Origin of the sequence: Thermodesulfovibrio aggregans, from assembly GCF_001514535.1 — a bacterium.
In the GTDB taxonomy this organism is placed as follows: Bacteria; Nitrospirota; Thermodesulfovibrionia; order Thermodesulfovibrionales; family Thermodesulfovibrionaceae; genus Thermodesulfovibrio; species Thermodesulfovibrio aggregans.
On the sequence record NZ_BCNO01000001.1, the window covers coordinates 250,080 to 273,978 of the forward strand.

Below are 23,899 nucleotides of genomic sequence, written 5' to 3' on the forward strand. Positions count from 1 at the left end.
TTATAATATATCTTTATGTCAGAAAGAGCATCATGGGGTTCAAAATTAGGTTTAATTCTTGCAACAGCAGGTAATGCTGTTGGCTTGGGAAATATTCTCAGGTTTCCATCAAAGGCTGCTCTATATGGTGGTGGAGCCTTCATGGTTCCATATTTTATTGCTCTATTACTTATGGGATTTCCATTGATGATTATTGAATGGGTTATTGGAAGATATGCTGGCAAACATGGTCATGGCTCAATGACTGGAATTTTGGGATTATTTTTCAACCATGCAAGCTGGGCAAGAATTCTTGGTTCAATAGGAGTTGCCATTCCTCTACTTATATGTATGTACTACATATACATTGAATCCTGGACAATGGGCTTTGCCTTTCTCTCTCTCTTCAGTCAGATGCCAAAACCTGTAATAACCGCTGATGCTCACGAGGCAGTTAAACCCTATGTAAGTTTCTTTAAGGAATATACAAAACCCTCAATTCTGGCTTATTTTTTTCTTGTTTTAACTATTGCAATTAACTGGTTCATTCTACAAAAAGGTGTAAGACGAGGGATAGAGATTATCGCAAAAATTGGAATGCCTACCATAATTTTATTGGGTATCTTTCTTGGATTAATATGTATTTCAGCAAATAACTGGAAGGGATTTGAAGGATTAAAATTCATATACAATCTGAATTTTTCAAAAATTACTGACCCTGTTGTCTGGGTTGAAGCATCCGGACAGATATTTTTTACCCTTTCCTTAGGAATGGGAGCAATTGCTGTATATGCAAGCTATGTAAGACCACAGGAAGATGTTGTAAAAGCAGGTGTTTATACTGTGTCAATTAATGAATTTATTGAGATTATCATAGGTGCATCAATTGCAATTCCAGCAGCTTTTGCAATGTTTTCCGGTATTGCTATTCCAGAGCTTGCTAAGGAGGGAACTTTCAGGCTTGGATTTATGACAATGCCTGCAGTTCTTATGAACCTTCCATTTGGATGGTTCGTTTCATTTGTCTGGTTTATGCTTCTTTTTTTAGCAGCTCTTACTTCTTCTTTGGCACTTATACAGCCTTTGATAGCTCTTTTTGAAGACGAAATGAAGTGGGAACATACAAAGGCAGTCACTGTATCAATGATTCTCGTGACCATAGGAGCTCATCTCTCTGCTTTTATCCCAAATTTCATAGATGAACTTGACTTCTGGGCAGGATGTTTTATGTTACTTTTGTTTGGATTGGTTGAGATAGTTGTCTTTGTCTGGATCTTTGGAATAAATAACTTCTACAAAGAACTAACACAGAATACAACACTGAGATTACCGAAAATAGTTGTCTGGATTACAGCTATAATTCCGCCGATTTTTATATTTTTAATCCTTTACTTCTGGGTGATTAAAGATTTCAATAGTATAATTTCCATGGTAGACAGTTCAAAACTTATAGCACGTTTATTTATTCTGTTGTTTCTCATATTCTTAGCATTCATAGCAGTAAAAAGTCGTAGTATTGTTATGAGAGACATAAGATACATGAGATTAATGAAAAAATGAAGATATTAAACTCAAAAGAGACAACATTAAAACTCATAGAGACTGCAGATTTCTATGAGTTGATCTTTACAGCAAACTCTGAAAGAAAAAAATACAAAGGCAACAAAGTAGAACTATGTGCAATAGTGAATGCCAAAAGTGGAATCTGTCCAGAGGACTGTTTTTTCTGCGCCCAATCTTTGAGGTGGAAAACTCATGCACCAGTATATCCTTTGATGGATAAGAATGAAATACTAAAAAAAGCCTTAGATGCAAAAAAACACAAAGTAAAAAGATTTTCAATTGTAATAAGTGGAATAAAACCATCAAAGCAGGAAATGAAAAAAATTGCTGAGGCTATTGAAACAATTGCAAAAAATGGAATAAATACTTGTGCCTCTTTAGGGTTATTAAATTATGACGAAATTTCTTATTTAAAAGACTTTGGACTTCAGAGGCTTCACTGTAACATTGAAACTTCAGAAGAATTTTTCCCCAAAATATGCACAACTCATAAGTTTTCAGATAAGGTCCGCACATTGGAAGCAGCGAAGAAAGCAGGAGTTTCAGTCTGTTCAGGAGGTGTTTTTGGGATGGGAGAGACATGGAAAGATAGAGTTGATATGGCTTATTTTTTAAAAGAGTTTAATGTAGATTCTGTTCCTCTTAATTTTCTTACACCTATAAAAGGAACTCCCCTTGAAAATCAGCCTGTTGTCTCTCCATTAGAGGCACTAAGGATAATTGCAATTTTTAGATTGATATTACCCCAAAAGGACATAAGAATATGCGGAGGAAGACCTTTACTTGGTGAGTTTGCTTCATGGATTTTTCTTGCAGGTGCAAATGCTCTAATGACAGGTGATTATTTAACTACACATGGAAGAAGTTATATTGACGATTTAAAATTCATACATGACCATGGACTTGAGATTGACTATGTGGTCTCTTAGAATGAGAGCTTCATTGCTTGAAAAAAATAGAGAGATTCACATCTCTGGAGCAGAGGGAATCTACAAATTTGAGGAATTAGAGAGAGTTTTAAAAAAATATCTCAAAAGAGCTTTAGAACATCCAAATGGTACTCCCGATAAAGTTGTTCTCACAGTCGAAAAAATAAAAGAAGAAATTCAATCTATCAGAGCCCTTCCCATAGAGACCGTATTTTGTTATACTCCTGAGCAAGCTCAAAAATTCATAGATAGTCGTTTAGCTGACTTGGGAATTTCAGAAAAAGCAATAGCGCTAGCATGGAGTATTATAAGAGGGCAGAAAATGAGAGGAGCTGCATTAATTGATTGTCTAACTGCAGAACGCCTTGAACCTGATAAGGATAGAGGTATTAGGGTTTCACGAATTCAGATGGATAAAAAAAGAAAAATTCAAATTTTAAAGAAAGTCAAAAAACTCACATCTGAGCCTCAAAGAGTTATTGAAGCAGTGACAGTTGCATCAAAAGTAGCATCAGTGCCTGAAATTATAGCCGAAATTTGTGTTTCCGATAATCCTGACTACACTACAGGCTACATATCTTCAAAGAAGTTTGGATATTTGAGAATTACAAATATAAAAAAAGAAGGAACACCAATTGGTGGAAGAGCCTTTTTTGTCAAAACACCCATAGATATTGAAAGACTTATAAAATTTCTTGAGAAAACTCCTGTGATTGTCAAATGAGTTATAGAAAAGTTTTTTTAATTGGAAATCCCATAGCAGGCGGTGGAGCTCTAAGAAAAATTAAAAAGGCTGAAGAAATATTGAAAAATAAAGGAATTTCAGTAGAAACATTACTTACTGAAAAACCTGGTGATGCTCAAAGATTTGCAGAACAAATAAAAAACAGTAGAGAGACACTTGTTATTGCTGCAGGCGGAGATGGAACATACAATGAAGTTGTAAATGGACTTGCCTTTTCTGAAACTCCGATGGCAATTCTTCCAATGGGAACAACTTCAGTGCTTGCAAAGGAGTTAAAAATTCCAAAAAACTTAAAGAAAGCAATTGAAGTTGCAATCACAGGAAATGTTCAGAAAATTCACCTTGGAAGAATAAAAAATCAAGAAAAACAAAGACTTTTTATTCTTATGGCAGGTGTTGGCTTTGATGGCAAAGCAGTGTATAATGTTGACTCAGGTAAAAAAAGGCATTTAAAGAAAATAGCCTATATTTTAAGTGGGATAAAGACCTTGATTAGTTACTCACCTGATGAACTTAAAATTCTAAATTCAGGAACTAAAAAAGCTTATAGTGCTGTTATATCAAAGGCTTCTTGCTATGGAGGGTCTTTTAAAATAGCACCTGATTCGGATTTAAAAAAACCATATTTTTACGCTTTCCTCTCAAAAACTCGCTCTAAATTTGAGATGAGTCTTCAAATCTTAGGTGTAATTATTGGGAAACATATAGAGATGAAAAAAACAGAATATTTTAAAACAGAATCTTTAAAGATTTTAGGAAATGCCCATGTCCAGATAGATGGGGACTATTTTGGGAAAACTCCAGTTGAAATTGATATAGTTAGAGACTCTCTTAACCTTGTTTTTCCTGAATGAAGTTTGGTTGCGATGGCGCCTGATTTTTTTCAAACATTAAAATAATGCTGATCCTTCTATTTCTTGGGTCCTTTGGATCTTCTTTTATAAGAGGCATTGTATCAGCATAACCAACAACTCTTGCAATTTTTTCCGGTTCAACTCCGTTTTTTTCAAGCTCTCTTCTTGCTGAGGAAGCTCTTGCAGTGGAAAGCTCCCAGTTTGTGGTTTTACCCCCTCTGAAAGGCACAGCATCTGTATGTCCTTCTACTGCTATCTTTGCTGGTTCATCCTTTATATTTTCTGCAACAACTTTTAAAATTTCTTTTGCTTTTTCAGTGGGCTCTGCAGAAGATAGAGGAAACATTGGTTCACCTTCAAGGTCAACAATCTGTATTCTAACTCCGCCCTCAACTGTATCTATCATGATATGATCCTTTAACTCTCTGAGTTTTTCTTCAATTACTTTTTTCATCTGCTCTTTAAATCTTTCCATTGGATTTTCAGCTTGAACTGGCTTTACCTCTTGATGAATTGCTGAGGTCTGTTCCATAAAGGACTGACCAGATTGAAAGAGATTAAAGTTTGTGAAGTAGTCAGCAATAGCAGCTCTTTTTGCAGGCTCGAGCATACTAATCAACCACAATAGCAGAAAGAAAGCCATCATAGCTGTTGTAAAGTCAGCATAGGCTACTTTCCAGCTTCCGCCATGATGACCTTCATGTCCTTTTTTAATTCTTTTGACTATTACAGTTGTTTTGGATTTATCTGCCACTCTTTAATGCTCTTAATTCTTCTTCTAATTCATGGAATGTTGGTCTTAAATGAGGAGGAATGTTTCTTCGGGCAAACTCAACAGCAATCTGAGGAGCAGCTCCACTAACAAATGCTATTAATGCAGATTTTATTACCTGCAAATACTCTTTCTCTTGATTTACCTTTGCTTCAAGTCTTTTTGCCAAGGGTCCGACAAATCCGTAACACATCAATACTCCCATAAATGTTCCCACCAATGCAGCTCCTACAGAATGTCCTATGACTTCAGGTGGTTCTTTCATTTTTCCCATTGTTAAAACGACTCCCAAAACTGCTGCAACAATTCCCAGACCTGGAAGGCTGTCAGCAATAGTATTTAAATTCTTTACAGGAGCTGCTTCTGTTTCATGGAGAGTCTCTATCTCGGTATCGAGAAGACTTTCTAACTCGTAAGGAGATACAGTTGTTGTCATTACAGTTCTCAAAGTATCCGTAAGAAGTGCCAAAGCATGATGATTTTTTATAAATTTTGGATATTTAGAAAGAATCGCACTGTTTTCTGGCTCTTCCACATCCTGTTCAATTGAGATAAGACCTTCTTTTCTGATTTTTGTAAAAAGCTCACTCAAAAGTAAGAGTATATCAAGATAGTCTTTCTTAGAATACTCTTTACCTCCTGTAATTGTGCTGATAGCACCTTTTATGACTCCTTTTAATACATGTATTGGTGAAGCAATTACAAGTGCACCTATGGCAGCACCAAATATTATTACAACTTCTGCAGGTTGGAAAAGAACAGAAAGATTGCCATGTTCCATAATATAACCACCGACTACACTTCCAAGGACAATTAATCCACCAACTATTACAAGCATCTATACTTCCTTTTTTTGTCTTAATAACTGTCTTTGACGGTAAAAAACAAATCTTACAACATAATCTCTTATATCCTCATCTATATTGACAAACTGTACAGCTACTCTATAACCACTATTTAGTGCTTCACACTTTATTACTTCACCATATAGGAATAATGCTACAGGAGAAGGGGTTTCAAGAACCATTTTTAGCTCGAGAATATCTCCTTTGTTGTAGGGAATATCAGAAATAAAGCTCATTCCACCACCACTTATATTTACCTCAGCTGTTGGTAAACATGAAAATCCTTCTTCCTTTAAACTCCATAAATTAATAAGATAATCCAATTTTGCATTGATAACTTTTAACCACTGAGCAAGTACTTTATCAAGGGGCTCTTCAACAGGAGTTTGAGCAAAATTAATTTCTCCAAGAATTCTTGATTTTACCTTTGTTTTGTCTTCAGAACTAACTAATCTTGCTGAAAATGGAATAACAGCATCTATTCTTGAAAATTCTCTCATTTTCTGATATTTTTCTTCCATAACCATCAATATTATAATTATCTTAGTATTATAATTTCAACTCTTCTGTTTTTTGCCCTACCCTCTGCAGTCTCATTAGATTCTATAGGTCTATATTCACCATAACCGGCTATCATGAATCTATCTGGATTAAGTCCTTTTTGAAGTAAAAAATGTAATACTGAAGAAGCTCTTGCTGCAGAAAGTTCCCAATTTGATTTATAAATGGATGAACTTATTGGAATGTTATCAGTATGTCCTTCTATTGATATTTTGCCTGGTATTTCTTTTAGTTTTTCAGCAATTCTTGTGAGTGGTTCATATGCTTCAGGTTTCAATTCAGCAGAACCTGAGCTGAATAAAAGAATATCCGGTAAAGTTATTACAATACCCCTGGGACCTGATCTTATATCAACTCCTGAAACATCATTTAAAAGCTTTCTTAAGTCTTCAATAATTGCCTTATTGCGGTCTTCTTCAAAAGAAATGGGTTCATCAATAACTTTAAACACTTTTCTTAAAGAAGTGGTCATTTTTTCGGCTTTTATTAAATCCATGGAAGATAAAGCATAGAGGGCTACAAAAAATGTAAACAGAAGAGTCAAAAAATCCGAATAGGAGATAAGCCAACGATGGATATTATCTTCTTCGTTATTGTTGTTTCTCTTTCTTGCTCTCATAGTCTTTCCTTTTGGCGGTCTCTCACAAATGACTCCAGCTTTGCTCTTAAGAAATAGGGATTCATTCCAGCTTCTATACCAAGAACTCCTTCAACCATTAATTCCATAAGAAGTATTTCATCTTCAAGTTTATTGACTATTCTTTTTGCTATCGGAATAAATATGAGATTTGCTGAGCCAACTCCATAAATGGTTGCAACAAAGGCTGTTGCTATACCTATCCCTATCTTTGATGGGTCGGTTACGTTTTTTAAGACATGTATAAGTCCCAATACAGCACCAATAATACCGATAGTAGGAGCATATCCTCCTGCAGATTCATAAACCTTTGCAGCTCGCCTTATAGTTTCTTCATAATTATAAATCTCCTGAGAAAGAGATTCTTTAATTATGCTTGGAGAAACTCCATCAATTACATAGGAAATTCCTCTTTTCAAAAATGGATCTTCAATTATCTCAAGTTCCTCCTGCAGAGCCAGAATTCCTCTTCTTCTGGCTATAACTAATAGATCAAGAATAGTTTCTATAATCCTGTCAAAATCAGCTTCTCTTTTAAAAAATATAAACTTTAAACTAACCAGAGCTGTAACTAAATCTTTAAATGGAAAACTTAAAACAGTAGCTCCAAATGTTCCTCCAAATACGATAATAGCTGCTGCCACTTGAACAAGATGGGCAGTTGTGCCTCCTTCAGCAATATTCCCAGCAATTATGGCACCAACACCTATAATTAACCCAAGTAAAGCTACTAAATCCATCTTTAAAATTATAAAAGTATAAACAAAATTTGGCAACAATGCTTGTATAATAAATTTGATGGAGAGAAAAATTATCATACTTTTAGGTCCTACAGGAGTAGGAAAAACAGAGGTATCAATTGAACTTGCCAAACTTTTAAATGCTGAAATAATAAGTTCAGACTCAATGCAGATATATAGATACATGGATATCGGAACAGCAAAGCCCAATTTAGAGCAAAGACAAGAAATAATGCACCACATGATAGATATTATTAATCCATGGGAATATTTCAGCACTGGAACATATATTGAAAAAGTGAAAGAAATCATAGAGGATATTTTTCAAAGGAACAAAATTCCATTGATTGTTGGAGGAACGGGTCTTTATTTAAGAGCTATGACAGAGGGAATTTTTGAAGGTCCTGATACTGACTGGAATTTAAGAAAAAAACTTTTAGAAGAAGAAAAAGCCCAACCAGGCAAGTTATATGAACTTCTCAAAGAAATTGATCCTGATTATGCTAAAAAAATTAATCCAGCTGATTTAAGAAGAACTGTAAGAGCTCTGGAAGTTTTTTTCAAAGAAAGAAAAAATATAACAGAGTTCCAAATTAAATTCACAAAGCCCCTACCCTATGATTTTATTAAAATAGGACTTACAAGAGATCGCAAGATACTATATAGAATGATTGAAGAGAGAGTTGATGAAATGATTAAAAAGGGGTTAGTTGAAGAAGTAAGAATTGTCTTAAATTTGATAAAGAAAAAAGCAACTGGAGACTTTCCATTACCTGCGTTACAAGCCATAGGTTACAAGGAAATTGCAGGTTATCTGGCTGATTTGTACAATCTTGAGGAAGCAATTAGACTTACAAAAAAAAGAACAAAAATGTACGCAAAAAGGCAGTTTACATGGTTTAAAAAAGAAAAAAATATAAATTGGTTTGATATAACCGAACTTCATGATCCTCAAATAATTGCAGAGAAAATTTTTCATTTTTTAAAAAAGATGTTGAATTTAGTGACTATAATGTAATATATTTAATAGTTATAGAATTCATCACTTGGAGGTAAAAATTGGTTAGAATAAGACTAATGAGGTTAGGTGCAAAGAAAAAACCATTTTACAGAGTTGTTGTTGCCGATGCAAGAGCTCGTAGAAATGGTCCTTTTATTGAAATTGTGGGTACCTATAATCCTAAAACAGACCCACCAGAAATTAATCTAAAGATGGATAGAGTTAATTACTGGTTAGAGAAGGGAGCACAGCCTTCTGATACTGTTAAAAAGTTAATTGAAAGGGTTTCTGCTTAACATACCCATTGAGGGTATTTTACTACTCTTTTGCACGGAGGTTAGAACATGAGCATGAAGACACTCATTGAGACAATGGCAAAGTCACTGGTTGACAAACCAGAGGAGGTTAAGGTCACTGAGATTGAGGGTGAGAAAACCACTGTATATGAACTCAGAGTTGCTCCAAGTGATCTTGGTAAGGTTATTGGAAAGCAGGGTAAAACTGCAAGGGCTATGAGGACCATTCTTGGTGCAGCTGGAACAAAAGTTGGCAAAAGATGTGTCCTTGAAATCTTAGAATAGTCCATTAAAAGAATTAAATAAAGGGCGTGCATTCACGCCCTTTTCTTTTGATTTTAAAAAGAGAAGCAGAAATAAGAATGGAATTATTTTTTAATAAAGTCTTTACTAACATTTATGAAATTTGAAGTTTTAACAATATTTCCTGAAGTAATTGAGTGTTACCTGAAACATGGAGTTGTTGGACGGGCATTAAATAAAGGAATCGCAGAAGTGAAAGTATACAATTTGAGAGATTTTACAACTGACAGACACAGGAAAGTAGATGACTATCCCTATGGTGGTGGTGCTGGAATGGTTATGCAGATAGAGCCCTTTTACAATGCATTGAGACATATTAAGAGCGATGGAATACCAAGAAAGGTGATATTACTTTCACCTCAGGGAAGAAGATTCAGTCAGAGGATTGCTAAAGAGTTTTATAAAGAAGAGAAAACTCTTACTCTAATATGCGGCAGATATGAAGGTATTGATGAGAGGATCAAAGCCTTTGTGGATGAGGAAATCTCAATTGGAGATTATGTTTTAAGTGGTGGAGAACTTGCAGCATTGGTTATAATAGATAGTGTTGTAAGACTTATTCCTGGAGCACTTGGTGATGAGCTTTCAGCAGAGGAGGATTCATTCATGAAAGGATTTCTAGATTATCCTCACTATACAAGGCCTGAGGAGTTTGAAGGAATGAGAGTACCAGATATTCTTTTGAGTGGAGACCATAAAAAAATAGCTCTCTGGAGAAAGAAAGAAGCACTCAGGAACACATTAAAAAACAGACCTGATCTATTGAAAAACTTATCCGCCGAAGATATGAAAATTCTTAAAGAGCTTTGCTCTGAAATAAATAAAAAAATTCTGGAGGGAGTCCATGAACCAGTTAATAATTAGATCCATAGAGGAGAGATTTAAAAAGAGTGAAATTCCTGATTTTAAACCAGGAGATACTGTAAAGGTTCATGTAAAGGTAAAAGAGGGAGATAAAGAAAGAATTCAGGTTTTTGAAGGAGTTGTTATTGCCAGAAGAGGCGGAGGATTAAGAGAAACCTTTACTGTAAGGAAAATCTCCTTTGGAGTAGGAGTTGAGCGTGTATTTCCTCTTCACAGCCCCATAATTGACAAAATTGAAGTTGTAAGAAGGGGCGATGTAAGAAGAGCTAAACTCTATTATCTCAGAACAAAGAAAGGTAAAGAGGCAAAGGTTAAGGAAAAGACAGACTATCAAAAGGCATGAATCTTTTTGCCTTTGATGAGTCTTTTTTTGCGCAGGGATACAGTAGCATTGCCGGTATAGATGAGGCTGGAAGAGGTTGCCTTGCAGGTCCTATTGTTGCAGCCTGTGTTAGTTTCAGAGATAATGTATTTATTGAGGGGATAAGGGATTCAAAAGAATTAACTCCCGAGCAGAGAGAAAACCTCTTTGAGCAAATCATCAGTAATGCTTTTGTGGGAGTTGGTATTATTGATGTAGATATAATTGACAGAATAAATATTCTTGAAGCAACCCGGCTTGCGATGATTAAAGCCTATGAAAATCTTGGAAGAAAAGTTGAACTTTTACTGATAGATGCTGTTTCCCTGCCAGAGTTAAAAATTCCACAGAAAGCTATCATAAAAGGAGACCGAAAGAGCGCCTTAATTGCCTCTGCAAGCATCATAGCCAAAGTTACAAGAGATAAAATAATGAAAGACTACCATGAAAAATACAGTCACTATGGTTTTGACAGACATAAAGGATATGCTACAAAAGAGCATCTACAGGCTTTAAAAAAATTTGGTCCCTGTCCCATTCACAGAAAAAGCTTTTCTCCTGTAAGAGAATTAATGTTATTCTAATAAATGAAACGCCTTCACATAAAGGTTAAAGGAGTAGTTCAGGGAGTAGGCTTCAGACCCTTTGTCTATAATCTTGCAAAAAGCCTCAATTTAAAAGGATATGTTACTAATACATCAAAGGGAGTCACCATTGAGGTAGAAGGTGAAAGAGTCTTTGATTTTTTGAGTAAATTACAGAATGAAACACCACCCCTTGCAAAGATTTACTCAATTGATACACAGGAACTTCCACCAAATAATTATCAAAGTTTTGAGATCATTGAAAGTATTGATGATGCTGGATTTACCCATGTATCAGAGGATGTTTCAATATGTGGGGACTGCTTGAAAGAGCTCTTCACACCTTCTGACAGAAGATATCTCTATCCTTTTATAAACTGCACAAACTGTGGACCCCGTTACACAATTACAATGAAAGTTCCCTATGACAGACCAAATACAACAATGGCAGTATTTAAGATGTGTCCTGAATGTGAAAGAGAATACAAAGACCCATCAAACAGAAGATTTCATGCCCAGCCAAATGCATGCCCTGTATGTGGTCCGAGCGTGAGGCTCTTTTTAAAGACCGATGGAGAATTAAAAGAGCTTGAAAACCCCATTCCAGAAACTATAAGGCTTATAAAAAAAGGGAAAATTCTTGCAATAAGGGGACTTGGTGGATTTCATCTATGCTGTGATGCAAAAAATAAAGATGCGATAGAGGAATTGAGAAAGAGAAAGAAAAGAAGCAACAAGCCCTTTGCCTTAATGAGTCCTGATATAAAATCCATAGAAAAATTCTGCCATGTATCAGATGCTGAAAAAAAGATTCTCACTTCCCTTTCCCGTCCCATTGTTCTTTTAAGAAAAAAGCCTGATTGCTCTCTTCCAGAAGCTCTTGCTCCGAATAATGCCTGTCTTGGATTTATGCTACCCTACACCCCCCTTCACTATCTTTTGTTTTACTATCCCTCACAAAATAGTTATGTCTCATTGCAGCCTCACTTTGAGGCACTGGTTATGACAAGTGGAAACATCTCTGAAGAACCAATAATTACAAAAAACGAAGAGGCACTTGAAAAACTCCTTAATGTGGCAGATGCTTTTTTGTTGCACAACAGAGACATTTTCATGCGTGTTGATGACTCTGTTGTGAGAGAGCTTGAAGGGAAAATTTACTTTATAAGAAGGGCAAGGGGATTTGTTCCAAAGGCAATACCTCTAAAAGAAGAAATGCCTGATGTTCTTGGCGCAGGTGCTGACTTAAAGAATACTTTTACACTTATAAAATCCAGCTATGCCATAATGAGCCAGCACATAGGAGACATGGAAAATCTTGAGACTCTTGAGTTTTATGAGGAAGTTTTAGATAACTTAAAGTCAGTGTATCGCATTGAACCTCAGGCAGTAGGACATGATTTGCATCCCATGTATTTTTCAACCCAATGGGCAAAGGATTATGCTGAAAAAAAAGACATTCCAGCTTTTGCTCTTCAGCATCACTACTGCCATATAGCCTCTTTGATGGCAGAGTACGGATTGGATGAACTCTTTGGAATTGCCTTTGATGGAACAGGCTATGGCACTGATGGCACAATCTGGGGAAGTGAGTTTTTATACTGCACTGTAAAAGATTTTCAGAGGCTTGTCCATTTAAAACCTTTGAGACTACCCGGTGGTGAAAATGCCATCAAGGAATGTTCAAGGATAGCGTTTTCTCTGATTGATGATGTTTTTGGAGAAGATATTGATTTAATAAAGAAACTACCTCCTGCAAAGGCTCTGGATGAGAGCAAAATCAAGCAAATACTTAAAATAAAAAGACTTACCCAATTCAGCCCTCTTTCATCAGGAATGGGAAGACTTTTTGACGGAGTTTCCTCTCTAATTGGTGTTTGTCACTACAACACATTTGAAGCAGAGGCAGCAATAGCCCTTGAAAGCTTAATTGATGTCGGTATGGAGTTTTCTGAAAAGGACTCCTATTCTTTTGATTTGGTAATTTCTTCCAATGAGCCTGTGATAATAGATTACAAGCCAATGATCAGGCAGATAGTTGATGACTTCCATAAAAGAACCCCTTCTTTCATTTCATGGAAATTTCATAACAGCATAATCAAAATAATCATTGAACTTACTCAATACTTCAGAGAAAAAATGGGCTTTGATAGTGTTGGATTAAGCGGTGGAGTATTTCAGAATGCCTATTTAATCAGGGAAACAATAAAAGCCCTTAAAAAAATAGGCATAAAGCCACTTTATCACATAAATGTCCCGAGCAATGATGCCTGCATCTCACTTGGACAGGCTTACATAGTTGGTAAAAGGCTTTTGTCTCATCTATGAGACTTTCATTGATAGAATATCCTTTAAATATTGAGAAAATAACAGGTTATTTTATCAGAAGAAAAAATCGCTTTGTAGTTACTGCCGAAGTTAATGGAGAAATCAGAGATTGCCATCTCCCAAATCCGGGAAGACTATGGGAACTTTTAATTCCAGGGCAGACTGAGCTGGTTCTTGTGAAAAATCCTGAACCTCAACAACTTCCATTTACAGTTTTAGCTTGCAGAAAAAACAGTAACTTCGTATTGCTTCACACTCATCTAACTAACAGAGTCATAAAAACTCTAATCAATGAAGGTAGAATATCATTTTACAAAGGATTCAAAGTAAAGGCTGAGGAAGTTAAACTTTCACACAGCCGAATTGATCTGCTTCTTGAAGGTAATGGTGAAAAGCTCTATCTTGAGGTAAAAACCTGCACTCTTTTTGGAGAAAAGATTGCCATGTTTCCCGATGCTGTAACTGAGAGAGGTAAAAAGCATCTTATTGAGCTAAAAGAGATGGCAGTGAGAGGTATTAAAACGTCGGTTCTTTTTGTTGTAATGAGCCCTCAGGTAGAGTATTTTCTTCCTGCCTATCATATTGATTATGAATTTTCAAAAGCTTTTATGGAAGTTAAGGATAAAGTTGACCTAAAAGCTATTGCCCTTGGTTGGGACAGAAGTTTCAGCTATGTAACAAAAGTTAAGGAGTTGAAAATTCCTTATTCATTCATCAAGAATGCACTCAAAGAAAGAGGAGTGTATCTGCTACTCATTTACCTTGAAAAGCCTGAATTAATAAGAATTGGTAAACTTGGAGAAATAGATTTTCCCTCTGGTTACTATGTCTATGTTGGCAAGGCAATGGATGGTCTATTCAGTAGAATTGCAAGACACAAAAGAAAAATAAAGAAACTACACTGGCACATTGACTATCTTTTAAATAAGGCAAAAGTTATTAAGGACATACCAATACTGAGTGACAGTGATATTGAATGTGTGGTAGCTGAGAGTCTAAACAAAATTTGTGATAATCCAATTCCCAACTTCGGCTGCTCAGACTGCCAATGTAGCAGTCATCTATTCTATTTCAGTGAAAATCCAATTTTTAGGAGAGAGTTTGTTGACATGGTGAATTATTACAGGATGGATATCAATACTTTGAATGAGAAAAGCTAATTGAAAAAAATCATTAAATTTGATAACATTTTTTAATGCTAAAGGAAGGGTCAATAATAGAGGGACCATTTTGGCCCGAACCTGTTGAGGTAAAAAAGATTGAGGAGAGAAGTTTCGGATTTCGTATAATAGGTTCGACCCTTTATTCCCGTTCTCATATTGACCATTTAATTTCCCACGATGAATTAGGCAGAATAAAAAAGAGGGAACTTACACTTACTTTTACGGGAAATGCAGAGGAAGTTTTTCTTGCAGTTGAGTGTCTTCGTTTCCAATATGCTAGTATCTTTGATGCCTTTTTAGCAATGAATATCTCCAAGATTGATCCACTTCCTTTCCAGATAGATGCTGTTTATGGTTATGTGCTTAAGTTACCAAAGGTAAGATTTATGATTGCCGATGACCCGGGAGCAGGTAAAACCATTATGGCTGGGCTTATTATCAAAGAGCTTAAACTGAGAGGAATAATCAATCGGATACTCATCGTGGTGCCTGGACATCTAAAGGATCAATGGAGGCGAGAACTCAAGGAGAAATTTCAGGAGACATTCACAGTTGTAACACGTCAAATAATGGATGCTCACTATGGCGAAAATATATGGGAAAGGGAGAATCAGATAATCACATCCATTGATTTTGCAAAGAGAGATGAAATACTTAATACTTTAACTCTTGTTCACTGGGACCTGGTAATTGTGGATGAGGCTCACAAAATGGCTGCCTACAGATATGGAAATAATTTTTCAAAAACAGACAGATACAAACTCGGCGAGATATTGTCAAAAAACACAAAGCATCTCTTATTTCTAACTGCCACACCACATAAAGGCGACCCTGAAAATTATCGCCTTTTACTTGACCTGCTGGAACCTGGATTTTTTGCTACTTCAGACATGGTCAAGGAATCAATAGAAAGAGGCGATAACCCTCTTTTCATAAGAAGGCTAAAAGAGGACCTGAAAGATTTTGAAGGAAAACCTCTCTTTACCAATCGTTATGCAAATACAATTAAATTCAGACTCAGTGACAGAGAAAAGCATCTTTACAACAAAGTCTCAGAGTATGTTTTATCTCAGTACAATAAGGCAATAAAGAGTGTCCAGAGAAGAAATGTTGTCTTTGCTCTTCTTATCTTACAAAGAAGACTTGCTTCAAGTATCTATGCTCTTTATTGTTCACTGAAAAGGAGAAAACAAAAACTTGAACAGCTATTAAGAGAAACCGAGTATGAACCCCAATCGGCCCTTATAGGCATTGAAAAATTCGAAGACTACGAAGACTACGAAGAATCGGAAAGATGGGAAGAGGAAAACAAGTGGGAAACTCTGAGCCTTGCTACAAACAGGGAAGAGTTAAAAAGAGAGATTCAAACCTTAGATGAACTTATTAATCTATCAGAAGCTCTCATAAAGGATGAGGAGGAGGTTAAACTAAAAGAGCTCAAAAAAGCAATACAAGAGGGCTTCAGGAAAATAGAACAAATAGGTGGAAATAGAAAAATTTTAATCTTTACTGAATCAAAGGACACAATGGATTATCTATATGAGAAAGTAAAATCGTGGGGATATTCTGTGAACTGTATTCATGGTGGTATGAAGCTTGAAGACAGGATTGAGGCTGAAAAGATATTTAAAAATCAAACAGAGGTAATGGTAGCAACAGAAGCAGCCGGTGAAGGTATAAATCTTCAGTTCTGTCATATAATGATAAACTATGACATTCCGTGGAATCCAAACAGGCTTGAACAAAGAATGGGCAGAATTCATAGATATGGTCAGCAAAAAGATGTATTCATGTTTAACCTTGTAGCTGAGGATACAACCGAAGGCGAGGTTTTCTCCAAGCTTTTTGATAAATTGGAAGAGATAAAAAATGCTCTTGGTACCGATAAAGTATTTGACATAATTGGAGATGTATTTTACGGAAAAAACCTTTATCAACTCATAATTGATGCAATTACCAGAGCAAAAACAATTGATGAGATAATAAGTTCCATTGACATAAAGCCTGACGAAGACTACATAAAAAACATTAAAAATCTACTTGGAGAGAGTCTTGCCACGAAAAATATAGATTATACCAGAATCAAAGAGATGGCGGAAAAAGCAAAAGAATTCAGGCTCATTCCAGAGTATGTGGAAGAATACTTTAAAAAAGCCTTTGATAAAGCTGGCGGAAAATATAAGTTAAGAAAAGATGGCTTTTTAACTGTAGAATCTATCCCCTATGAGATAAAACAGATTGCCGCTGATGTGAATTTTAAAAACAGTTACGGTACCTTGTTGAATCATTATCCAAAGATAACCTTTGACAAAGAAATAGCTTTCAAAAATCCAGATGCTGAATTTGTGTCTTTTGGACATCCTCTTTTTGAGGCATTACTTAAATGGATAAACCAAAATTATCTCACAACTCTTCAACAGGGAGCAGTCTTTATAGATCCTGAAGGAAGGCTAAATGGCTATTTGTATTTCTACGAAGGAGAAATTAATGATGGTAAGGGTGATATAGCAGGTAAAAAACTGATAGCTCTATATGACAATGGAAGGGAAATAAAGGAACTTAATCCATCAATCATTTGGGATTTGATACCTGCCAGTGAAAACAACAAATTAGAGATGGCAGTTAAAGATATAGACAAACATGAGGATTTTGTTTTTGCCTTAATTGACAAATATAGAGAGGAGATATTAAAAGAAAGACAGAGACAGGCAGAGATAAAAACTAAATACGGAGTTTCATCTTTAAAATATCTTATAAGTGAACTTGATGCAGACCTTGTTGAACTCTATGAAAGACAGGACAGGGGTGAAAAAGTTGACATTGTTATAAGAAACAAAGAGGAAAGAAAAAAGCACTATGAACAGGCTTTGAAAAATCTATACAGAACGATTGAACAAGAGACCAATCTAATAATATCAATGCCGAAATTTTTAGGAGCTCTATATGTCAAACCGGCAAAATCAGAAATGATCAATGATGAAGAGATTGAAAAGATCGGAATGCAGTTAGCAATTAAGTATGAAAAATGGCATGGTAGAATACCTCAGGATGTATCAGGGGAAAATCTCGGATTTGATATCCGTTCGAAGGGACCTGACGGAATAAGATACATAGAGGTAAAGGCAAGAGCTGGAGAGGCAGAGGTTGCTCTAACTCCAAATGAGTGGTTTAAGGCAAAGAGGTTTAGAGAGCAGTATTATCTCTATATAGTGGCAAATGCAGCAACCTCTCCAACACTTTACATTGTGAAAAATCCTGCTGAAAATCTAAAAATCTATGAAAAAGTTGAAACTGTAAGATTTATAGTGCCCGTTGAAGAATGGAAAATGAAAAAGACTGAGGAGTGGAGACAATGAAGAGAAAATCTTTTATAGAGACAAGCTTTCCTGTTAAAGAAATAAGTGAAATATCGGCAAAAGAGAAAAACATCAGACACGGACACATATCAACACTACATATATGGTGGGCTCGAAGACCCCTTGCTTCTTCAAGAGCAACAAACTACGCTGCCCTCATTCCTTCCACAGAAAACATTGAAGAGTGGAACAGTATAAGGCATTTTATAATTGAGCTTGCCAAATGGGAAAACTCCCTGAATTCCAATATAATCAATAAAGCAAGAGAGGATATATTAAAAGAATATGGTAAACCTCCAAGGGTGCTTGATCCATTTTCTGGTGGTGGTTCAATTCCCCTCGAAGCTTTAAGGCTTGGATGTGAAGTTCATGCAGTTGAATACAATCCGGTGGCAGTGCTCATATTAAAATGTACCCTTGAGTATCCTCAGAAATACGGAAGACCAAAAGAATTAAAAGAAGATTGGAGTTTATTAAAAACCACCATTAAAAATCCACTGCTCGAAGATGTAAAAAAATGGGGAGAATGGGTTTTAGAAGAATCCAAAAAAGAAATAGGAAGATTTTACCCGAAAGATGATGATGGTTCAATACCTGTTGGATACATCTGGGCAAGGACAATAGCATGTCAGAACCTATCCTGTAATGCTGAAATTCCTTTGATGAGACAGTTTTGGCTTGCAAAAAAGAACAACAAAAAAGTTTCTCTCTATCCATATGTTGAGGGCAGAGAGGTAAAATTTAAGATTGTCGGTGATGGCTACGAAAAGATGCCTGCAGGATTTGAACCTGAAAGAGGAACGGTTTCAAGGGCAGTGGCTGTGTGTCCTGTTTGCGGCGGAACTGTTGATGACAGTACAACAAGAAAACTCTTCCAGCAGGGAAAAGCAGGGCAGAGGATGGTTGCGGTGGTGCTGCATCACCCGGATGAGAAGGGAAAGACCTATAGAATAGCCACCGCCAGAGATATGGAAGTTTTCAGGCAGGCAGAGAAATACCTTGAAGAGAAAAGAGAAAAACTTATGGAAGAATGGGGAATTGACCCTGTGCCTGATGAGGAATTACCACCAAAAGAGACTCTTGGCTTTAGGGTTCAGAGATACGGAATGTTAAAATGGGGAGACCTTTTCAACTCCCGCCAGAAACTTGCTTTAATTACTTTTTCTGAAAAAGTTAGGCAGGCATATCAGAAAATGATTGAGGAAGGATACGGGCAAGATTATGCAAAGGCAGTGGTGAGTTACTTGGCGATAGGGATAAATAGGTTGGCAACATATTTGGCCGTATTAACAAGGTGGAGATCCGATGTTTTATCTTTTGAAAGAGCATTTGATAGACAAGCTTTACCAATGGTATGGGATTATGGAGAAGTTAACCCATTTAGTGATGCAAGAGGTTGTTGGGACTTGGAACCTATGTTAGAAGCAATTGACCACTCCTCACGAATCAACTCTGCCCCCACCCCTCAATCCTCCGCCACATCCCAAGAAAATGGGGGTGATGACAATGAAAACTCTTGAAGAGATAAAAAGAATACTTACTGAGCATAAGGATGAGATATGGGAAAAATATGGTGTTATTAAGATAGGTATCTTTGGTTCATTTGCAAGAGATGAGCAGAAAGAGGTAAGCGATGTTGATATTTTAGTTGAATTTGAAAAACCAATCGGACTAAAGTTTTTTGAGCTTGCAGACCATTTAGAAGAAATCTTGGGAATAAAAGTAGATTTGTTTACACCCAATGCCTTAAAACAGAAACCTTTATTATGGAAGAGCGTGGAGGAGGACTTGATTTATGTCTAAGAGAGATTGGAAACTTTTTATTATGGATATTGTAGAGAGCATTGAAAAAATTGAGGAATATATTGGAAGTTATTCATTTATGGAATTTTTGAAGGATTCAAAAACAAAAGATGCTGTTGTTAGAAATCTTGAGATTATTGGAGAAGCCGCAAATCAGATACCGAAAGATATACAGCAAAAATATGAAGGAATACCATGGGCACAAATTGTTGCAATGAGAAATCGTTTAGCTCATGGATATTTCGTAGTAGATTATGAAATTGTTTGGGATATAGTTAAAAACGAACTACCAGGGTTAAAAAAGAAAATTGAAAACATCTTGAATAAGGAAGAAATCATATGAAAACTCTTGAAATTCCAAAAGTAATTCAAGCTTCTGCCACTGAACTACCCTATCCTGACAATTACTTTGATGCAGTTTTCACAGACCCGCCTTATTACGACAATGTGCCCTACTCCTATCTCTCCGATTTCTTTTATGTATGGCTGAAAAGAACTATTGGAGATTTATATCCGGAATTATTTTCAACACCATTAACTCCAAAAACTAAGGAGATTGTCGCATATACAAACGAAAGAAGTTGGGAAGAAGCGAAGGAATATTTTGAAAGTATGCTCAAGAAATCTTTTCATGAGATTTACCGTGTCCTCAAACCTGATGGCATTGCAACAATCGTCTATACTCATAAATCAACCTCTGGCTGGGAAACGCTGATAAATTCCCTTCTGGACTCTGGTTTAGTTGTAACTGCATCATGGCCTATTGATACGGAGATGAAATCGAGATTGAGAGCAAAAGAATCTGCTGCACTTTCATCTTCAATCTATTTTGTATGTCGAAAAATGAAAAGAGAGGAAACTGGCTGGTATAATGAAGTGAAAGAAGAGATAAGTAAGTACCTCCATCAAAAACTTGAGCGACTGTGGCAGGAAGGCATATCTGGAGCAGATTTCTTCATTGCAGGTATAGGTTCTGCAATTGAAATCTTTGGAAAATATGAAAAAGTTTTAGATTATGGAGGGAATAAAGTAAGTGCCAGTGAACTTCTTGAGTTTGTGAGAGAAACAGTCACAGATTACGCTGTTCGTCAGATACTTCACAATGGCGTGGCTGGTGAGGTTTCTCCACTTACAAGGTTTTATCTTCTTTACAGATGGATTTTTGGAGAGGCAAAGGTGATTTTTGACGAGGCAAGGAAACTTGCAAGCAGTTGTGGCTTTGAGATAGAAAACTACTTCAACAAAGCCTTTATCAGAAAGGATAAGGAATTTATAAAGGTTCTGGGACCCCATGAAAGAGAGGAAATATCAGAATATGGTGAACTTATTGATGTGCTCCATCAGTGCTTGATTTTGTGGGCTAAGAGCAAAAGAGATGAGATAGTTAAAATTTTAAATGATACAGGATACGCCGAAAAGGAGATATTTTTCAGGGTAGCACAGGCAATCTCAGAGTGTCTTTCTGAGGACAGTAAAGAGAAGAAACTTCTCGATGGATTTTTAAGTGGAAAGGATAGACTCATCTCTGAATTGAAAGATAGAAAACCAATGCAGGGAAGACTAATTTAGTGAAAACAGCAACTGAAGTTATGAAATTTTTTCAAAGACTTGAAAAGGGGAGACAACTATGAAGGCATTTACTGAAATAGCCATACCTCACAGGGATATTATTGAAGGCAACTTTAAAATGGAAACCTATGCCTCTGATCTCTGGGAAGTAGCAAAGGGAGAAGCTCCTGAAGAATATCGAGACAGAGAGATATTTTTATCAAGAACTTACGAAACAAATGGATTAAAACAGATTGTCAGTGAGACAGAAAAAAAGCTCAAAGGTCAGCCATCAGACTCGGTCATTCAACTTGTGACACCGTTTGGTGGTGGAAAAACCCATACTCTTATTTACCTTTATCATAAAGCAAAAGAGTGGGGAGCAAATGTGGTAGTTTTCTCAGGTGCTAAACTTGGTTCAAAGGATAATACTCTCTGGGAAGAATTCGAAAATCAGTTAAATGGAAAAATTGAGAGATTTAAGGGTAAAACTCCACCCGGAGGTGAAGAATTAAAGAAATTTTTAAAACAGTACGAACCACTTCTCATTCTCATGGATGAGGTGCATGCTTATCTTGTAGGAACTCTAACCGAAAAAGTTGGAGAGAGTACTCTTGCAACTCAAAGTCTTCTTTTTATTCAGAATTTAACAAATACTGTAAAAACCTCAGATAGAACACTGATATTTATGAGCCTTCCGGCAAGTTGTCCTTACGGAGATGACGCATCTGAAAAGCTTCTTCAAAATCTAAAAAGGATTGTAGGAAGAGTGGAAAGGGTCTATACTCCAGTGAGTGATGAAGAAGTAGCAGGTGTTATTCGTAGAAGGCTTTTTTCAAAGATTGATGAAAATGGAGTGAAAGAGATAGTCAAGGAGTTTCTTGATTATGCTGAAAATGAGTCACTACTACCTGAGGGAGTTGAAAAGTCCTTTTATAGGGAGAGATTTTTAAAGAGCTATCCCTTTCAGCCAGAGGTTATTGATGTTCTCTATAAAAGATGGGGAAGTTTTCCAACCTTTCAGAGAACAAGAGGAGTTCTGAGGCTTCTTGCACTGGTTGTTCATTCACTTGTTCCTCTAAAAAGACCATACATCAGATTGGCAGATTTTAATCTTTCCAATGAAGAAATAAGAAGAGAGCTTATAAAACACATAGGTCCCGAGTACGACAGTATAATTGCTCAGGACATAACATCAACCAATTCAGGAGCCAAGAAGGTAGACAGAACAATGGCAGATAGTTTAAGACCTTATTACTTTGGTACTTCAGTGGCAACAACGATTTTTATGTATTCCTTTTCCGGACGACCTGAAAGAGGAGCTACAATAGGTGAAATAAAGCTTTCATCTGCTGAAACATCGGTAAGCAGTAGCATAGTTGTTGAGACAATTGAAAAACTTAAGGAGCAACTCTTTTATCTCTCTGATGAGGGACTTTTCTTTACAAACAAGCCAAACCTAAACAAGATGCTCATTGACAGAATGGAGAGCATAGATTCTGAGAAAATTGAAAGTCTTGAAAGGCAGATGCTTGCAGAGAGGCTTGAGAAATGCTTTGAAAACTACATATGGCCTAGACAGTCAAAGGACATTCCAGATACACCTACCTTGAAACTCGTGATCCTTAACAAAATAAACAATCTTGAGGAAATTCTACATAATTATGGCGACAGACCAAGAGTTTATAAAAATACTCTAATTTTTTTAGGACAGGAATCGACGGAAAGAACAAAATTTGAGAATGAGATGAAGAAAAAACTTGCCTGGGATCTAATTGAGAAAGATAAGACACTGAAACTTGCTGATGAACAAAGAAGAGAAATTAAGGAAAAAATAAAAAGAGCAGAAAACTTGGTAAGAGGTGCGTTAAGAGATTTATACAGAAAGATATACATAGCATCAAGAGATGGCATCAAAGAGATTGATTTGGGAATTAGTACCTATGGCTCTGATAGATCAATTGACATGGAAGTATACGAGAGACTGAGACAGGAGAGAGAGCTTGTTTCGGAAATAGCACCATTAGTTCTTCTTGAGAGATACTTAAAACAGAATGAATTTGCCGAGACAAAGAAAATATACGAGACATTCCTTAAAGTTCCTGGAGAGATAAGAATTCCCTCTCAAGAAGTTTTGAAAACTGCTATAAGAAAGGGAGTAAGGGAAGGCATTTTAGGATTAGGAATACTGGAAAATGGAAAACCACTTTGTCAACACTTCAAAGAAGACTGTGAAGTTGAACTCAGCGAAGGAGAAGTCATAATTAAGAGAGAACTATGCGAAGAAAAAATTGAAGTAGAAAAGTACAGGAAAGAAGAAGAAAAGAAAGAGGTAGATGCAGGAAAAACCATTGAGACAGAACCACCATGTCCTCAACCAAAGCTTGAACTTTTCTCTCATATGAGATTTGAGGTTAGAGTACCAACAGGTAAGTTTTCAGATTTCATGAGAACTCTAAGATTAATTGAAGCCAAGTTTAAACACATCTCCGTTAAAATAACCCTTGAAGCATTTGATGGTGAGATCTCAAAGGCAGAGTATGAGGACAAAATTAAAGAAGCCTTCAGACAATCGGAAATAGTCGTTGAGAAAGAGAGTTTAGATTAGGATATTTCATTGATTCTCTCAGTATCATTTACGAATCAAGTTATAATGCAAATTGGAATT

22 protein-coding genes and 1 pseudogene are annotated in these 23,899 nt (G+C 36.2%); 18 read left to right on the plus strand and 5 right to left on the minus strand.

The window, feature by feature from the left end; all coding sequences use genetic code 11:
• Nucleotides 1-15 precede the first annotated feature (15 nt).
• Genes TAGGR_RS01245 through TAGGR_RS01260 form a run of 4 tightly spaced genes read left to right on the plus strand, consistent with a single transcriptional unit; the run spans nucleotide 16 to nucleotide 4,070 of the window.
• Nucleotides 16-1,539: a sodium-dependent transporter gene (locus TAGGR_RS01245; RefSeq protein ID WP_082673511.1), complete on the plus strand. Its 1,524-nt coding sequence runs from the start codon at nucleotides 16-18 to the stop codon at nucleotides 1,537-1,539.
• A complete protein-coding gene (gene bioB, locus TAGGR_RS01250; RefSeq protein WP_059175559.1) occupies nucleotides 1,536-2,471 on the plus strand; it encodes a biotin synthase BioB in 936 nt (311 codons plus the stop codon). The genes TAGGR_RS01245 and bioB overlap by 4 nt, the downstream gene beginning before the upstream one ends.
• On the plus strand, nucleotides 2,458-3,195 hold the full coding sequence (locus TAGGR_RS01255) for a 6-carboxyhexanoate--CoA ligase (RefSeq protein ID WP_082673512.1): 738 nt from the start codon (nucleotides 2,458-2,460) through the stop codon (nucleotides 3,193-3,195). Before bioB ends, TAGGR_RS01255 begins: the two co-directional genes overlap by 14 nt.
• The gene (locus tag TAGGR_RS01260) at nucleotides 3,192-4,070 is read left to right on the plus strand and encodes a diacylglycerol/lipid kinase family protein (RefSeq protein ID WP_059175561.1); all 879 of its coding nucleotides are present in this window, start codon (nucleotides 3,192-3,194) and stop codon (nucleotides 4,068-4,070) included. The genes TAGGR_RS01255 and TAGGR_RS01260 overlap by 4 nt, the downstream gene beginning before the upstream one ends.
• Here TAGGR_RS01260 and TAGGR_RS01265 read toward each other — a convergent pair.
• From TAGGR_RS01265 to TAGGR_RS01285, 5 genes are read right to left on the minus strand one after another with little or no spacing between them, the layout of a single operon-like run.
• A complete protein-coding gene (locus tag TAGGR_RS01265; RefSeq protein WP_059175562.1) occupies nucleotides 4,048-4,824 on the minus strand; it encodes a flagellar motor protein MotB in 777 nt (258 codons plus the stop codon). The genes TAGGR_RS01260 and TAGGR_RS01265 overlap by 23 nt on opposite strands.
• Nucleotides 4,814-5,680 (minus strand): flagellar motor stator protein MotA, encoded by an 867-nt coding sequence (gene motA / locus TAGGR_RS01270; protein ID WP_059175563.1) that lies wholly within the window; start codon nucleotides 5,678-5,680, stop codon nucleotides 4,814-4,816. The genes TAGGR_RS01265 and motA overlap by 11 nt, the downstream gene beginning before the upstream one ends.
• Nucleotides 5,681-6,208 carry a PilZ domain-containing protein gene (locus TAGGR_RS01275; protein WP_161936153.1) on the minus strand — a complete coding sequence of 176 codons (528 nt, stop codon included), beginning with the start codon at nucleotides 6,206-6,208 and terminating at the stop codon, nucleotides 5,681-5,683. It lies immediately after the preceding gene.
• Nucleotides 6,209-6,225: 17 nt separating this feature from the next.
• Nucleotides 6,226-6,867, minus strand: a complete 642-nt coding sequence (locus TAGGR_RS01280; RefSeq protein ID WP_059175565.1) for an OmpA/MotB family protein — start codon at nucleotides 6,865-6,867, stop codon at nucleotides 6,226-6,228.
• Complete coding sequence (locus TAGGR_RS01285; protein ID WP_059176525.1) at nucleotides 6,864-7,625, minus strand: flagellar motor protein; 762 nt, start codon at nucleotides 7,623-7,625, stop codon at nucleotides 6,864-6,866. The genes TAGGR_RS01280 and TAGGR_RS01285 overlap by 4 nt, the downstream gene beginning before the upstream one ends.
• 58 nt (nucleotides 7,626-7,683) lie before the next feature.
• Here TAGGR_RS01285 and miaA point away from each other — a divergent pair, with 58 nt between their 5' ends.
• From miaA to TAGGR_RS01355, 14 genes and pseudogenes are all read left to right on the plus strand, one after another.
• Nucleotides 7,684-8,643 carry a tRNA (adenosine(37)-N6)-dimethylallyltransferase MiaA gene (miaA, locus tag TAGGR_RS01290; RefSeq protein ID WP_059175566.1) on the plus strand — a complete coding sequence of 320 codons (960 nt, stop codon included), beginning with the start codon at nucleotides 7,684-7,686 and terminating at the stop codon, nucleotides 8,641-8,643.
• Nucleotides 8,644-8,684: 41 nt separating this feature from the next.
• Nucleotides 8,685-8,921, plus strand: coding sequence for a 30S ribosomal protein S16 (gene rpsP, locus TAGGR_RS01295; RefSeq protein WP_153000409.1), 237 nt, complete (start codon nucleotides 8,685-8,687; stop codon nucleotides 8,919-8,921).
• 54 nt (nucleotides 8,922-8,975) lie between these two features.
• Nucleotides 8,976-9,206, plus strand: a complete 231-nt coding sequence (locus TAGGR_RS01300; protein ID WP_028841925.1) for a KH domain-containing protein — start codon at nucleotides 8,976-8,978, stop codon at nucleotides 9,204-9,206.
• Between the two features lie 114 nt (nucleotides 9,207-9,320).
• Complete coding sequence (trmD, locus tag TAGGR_RS01305) at nucleotides 9,321-10,088, plus strand: tRNA (guanosine(37)-N1)-methyltransferase TrmD (RefSeq protein WP_059175567.1); 768 nt, start codon at nucleotides 9,321-9,323, stop codon at nucleotides 10,086-10,088.
• Nucleotides 10,069-10,431: a 50S ribosomal protein L19 gene (rplS, locus tag TAGGR_RS01310; protein WP_059175568.1), complete on the plus strand. Its 363-nt coding sequence runs from the start codon at nucleotides 10,069-10,071 to the stop codon at nucleotides 10,429-10,431. Before trmD ends, rplS begins: the two co-directional genes overlap by 20 nt.
• Nucleotides 10,428-11,033, plus strand: coding sequence for a ribonuclease HII (gene rnhB / locus TAGGR_RS01315; RefSeq protein ID WP_059175569.1), 606 nt, complete (start codon nucleotides 10,428-10,430; stop codon nucleotides 11,031-11,033). Before rplS ends, rnhB begins: the two co-directional genes overlap by 4 nt.
• Nucleotides 11,034-11,036: 3 nt before the next feature.
• Complete coding sequence (hypF, locus tag TAGGR_RS01320; RefSeq protein ID WP_059175570.1) at nucleotides 11,037-13,361, plus strand: carbamoyltransferase HypF; 2,325 nt, start codon at nucleotides 11,037-11,039, stop codon at nucleotides 13,359-13,361.
• Nucleotides 13,358-14,521 carry a DNA/RNA nuclease SfsA gene (gene sfsA, locus TAGGR_RS01325; RefSeq protein ID WP_059175571.1) on the plus strand — a complete coding sequence of 388 codons (1,164 nt, stop codon included), beginning with the start codon at nucleotides 13,358-13,360 and terminating at the stop codon, nucleotides 14,519-14,521. Before hypF ends, sfsA begins: the two co-directional genes overlap by 4 nt.
• Nucleotides 14,522-14,556: 35 nt before the next feature.
• Nucleotides 14,557-17,880 (plus strand): helicase-related protein, encoded by a 3,324-nt coding sequence (locus TAGGR_RS01330; protein ID WP_059175572.1) that lies wholly within the window; start codon nucleotides 14,557-14,559, stop codon nucleotides 17,878-17,880.
• A pseudogene (locus TAGGR_RS01335) lies at nucleotides 17,877-19,364 on the plus strand (DUF1156 domain-containing protein); the annotation flags it as partial. The gene TAGGR_RS01330 and the pseudogene TAGGR_RS01335, both read left to right, overlap by 4 nt.
• Before the next feature lie 22 nt (nucleotides 19,365-19,386).
• The gene (locus TAGGR_RS01340; protein WP_059175573.1) at nucleotides 19,387-19,683 is read left to right on the plus strand and encodes a nucleotidyltransferase family protein; all 297 of its coding nucleotides are present in this window, start codon (nucleotides 19,387-19,389) and stop codon (nucleotides 19,681-19,683) included.
• Entirely contained in the window at nucleotides 19,676-20,026 is a 351-nt protein-coding gene (locus tag TAGGR_RS10785; protein WP_059175574.1) for a HepT-like ribonuclease domain-containing protein, read from the plus strand. The genes TAGGR_RS01340 and TAGGR_RS10785 overlap by 8 nt, the downstream gene beginning before the upstream one ends.
• The gene (locus tag TAGGR_RS01350; protein WP_059175575.1) at nucleotides 20,023-21,252 is read left to right on the plus strand and encodes a DNA methyltransferase; all 1,230 of its coding nucleotides are present in this window, start codon (nucleotides 20,023-20,025) and stop codon (nucleotides 21,250-21,252) included. Before TAGGR_RS10785 ends, TAGGR_RS01350 begins: the two co-directional genes overlap by 4 nt.
• Before the next feature lie 58 nt (nucleotides 21,253-21,310).
• Nucleotides 21,311-23,839: a DUF499 family protein gene (locus TAGGR_RS01355; RefSeq protein ID WP_059175576.1), complete on the plus strand. Its 2,529-nt coding sequence runs from the start codon at nucleotides 21,311-21,313 to the stop codon at nucleotides 23,837-23,839.
• Nucleotides 23,840-23,899: the final 60 nt, after the last annotated feature.

What these genes read in the sequence shown, in the direction of transcription:
- TAGGR_RS01245 (WP_082673511.1), top strand. Translation starts at nt 16, where the DNA reads ATGTCAGAAAGAGCATCATGGGGTTCAAAATTAGGTTTAATTCTTGCA.
- bioB (WP_059175559.1), top strand. Translation starts at nt 1,536, where the DNA reads ATGAAGATATTAAACTCAAAAGAGACAACATTAAAACTCATAGAGACT.
- TAGGR_RS01255 (WP_082673512.1), top strand. Translation starts at nt 2,458, where the DNA reads ATGTGGTCTCTTAGAATGAGAGCTTCATTGCTTGAAAAAAATAGAGAG.
- TAGGR_RS01260 (WP_059175561.1), top strand. Translation starts at nt 3,192, where the DNA reads ATGAGTTATAGAAAAGTTTTTTTAATTGGAAATCCCATAGCAGGCGGT.
- motA (WP_059175563.1), bottom strand. Translation starts at nt 5,680, where the DNA reads ATGCTTGTAATAGTTGGTGGATTAATTGTCCTTGGAAGTGTAGTCGGT.
- TAGGR_RS01275 (WP_161936153.1), bottom strand. Translation starts at nt 6,208, where the DNA reads ATGGAAGAAAAATATCAGAAAATGAGAGAATTTTCAAGAATAGATGCT.
- TAGGR_RS01280 (WP_059175565.1), bottom strand. Translation starts at nt 6,867, where the DNA reads ATGAGAGCAAGAAAGAGAAACAACAATAACGAAGAAGATAATATCCAT.
- TAGGR_RS01285 (WP_059176525.1), bottom strand. Translation starts at nt 7,625, where the DNA reads ATGGATTTAGTAGCTTTACTTGGGTTAATTATAGGTGTTGGTGCCATA.
- miaA (WP_059175566.1), top strand. Translation starts at nt 7,684, where the DNA reads ATGGAGAGAAAAATTATCATACTTTTAGGTCCTACAGGAGTAGGAAAA.
- TAGGR_RS01300 (WP_028841925.1), top strand. Translation starts at nt 8,976, where the DNA reads ATGAAGACACTCATTGAGACAATGGCAAAGTCACTGGTTGACAAACCA.
- trmD (WP_059175567.1), top strand. Translation starts at nt 9,321, where the DNA reads ATGAAATTTGAAGTTTTAACAATATTTCCTGAAGTAATTGAGTGTTAC.
- rplS (WP_059175568.1), top strand. Translation starts at nt 10,069, where the DNA reads ATGAACCAGTTAATAATTAGATCCATAGAGGAGAGATTTAAAAAGAGT.
- rnhB (WP_059175569.1), top strand. Translation starts at nt 10,428, where the DNA reads ATGAATCTTTTTGCCTTTGATGAGTCTTTTTTTGCGCAGGGATACAGT.
- hypF (WP_059175570.1), top strand. Translation starts at nt 11,037, where the DNA reads ATGAAACGCCTTCACATAAAGGTTAAAGGAGTAGTTCAGGGAGTAGGC.
- sfsA (WP_059175571.1), top strand. Translation starts at nt 13,358, where the DNA reads ATGAGACTTTCATTGATAGAATATCCTTTAAATATTGAGAAAATAACA.
- TAGGR_RS01330 (WP_059175572.1), top strand. Translation starts at nt 14,557, where the DNA reads ATGCTAAAGGAAGGGTCAATAATAGAGGGACCATTTTGGCCCGAACCT.
- TAGGR_RS01340 (WP_059175573.1), top strand. Translation starts at nt 19,387, where the DNA reads ATGAAAACTCTTGAAGAGATAAAAAGAATACTTACTGAGCATAAGGAT.
- TAGGR_RS10785 (WP_059175574.1), top strand. Translation starts at nt 19,676, where the DNA reads ATGTCTAAGAGAGATTGGAAACTTTTTATTATGGATATTGTAGAGAGC.
- TAGGR_RS01350 (WP_059175575.1), top strand. Translation starts at nt 20,023, where the DNA reads ATGAAAACTCTTGAAATTCCAAAAGTAATTCAAGCTTCTGCCACTGAA.
- TAGGR_RS01355 (WP_059175576.1), top strand. Translation starts at nt 21,311, where the DNA reads ATGAAGGCATTTACTGAAATAGCCATACCTCACAGGGATATTATTGAA.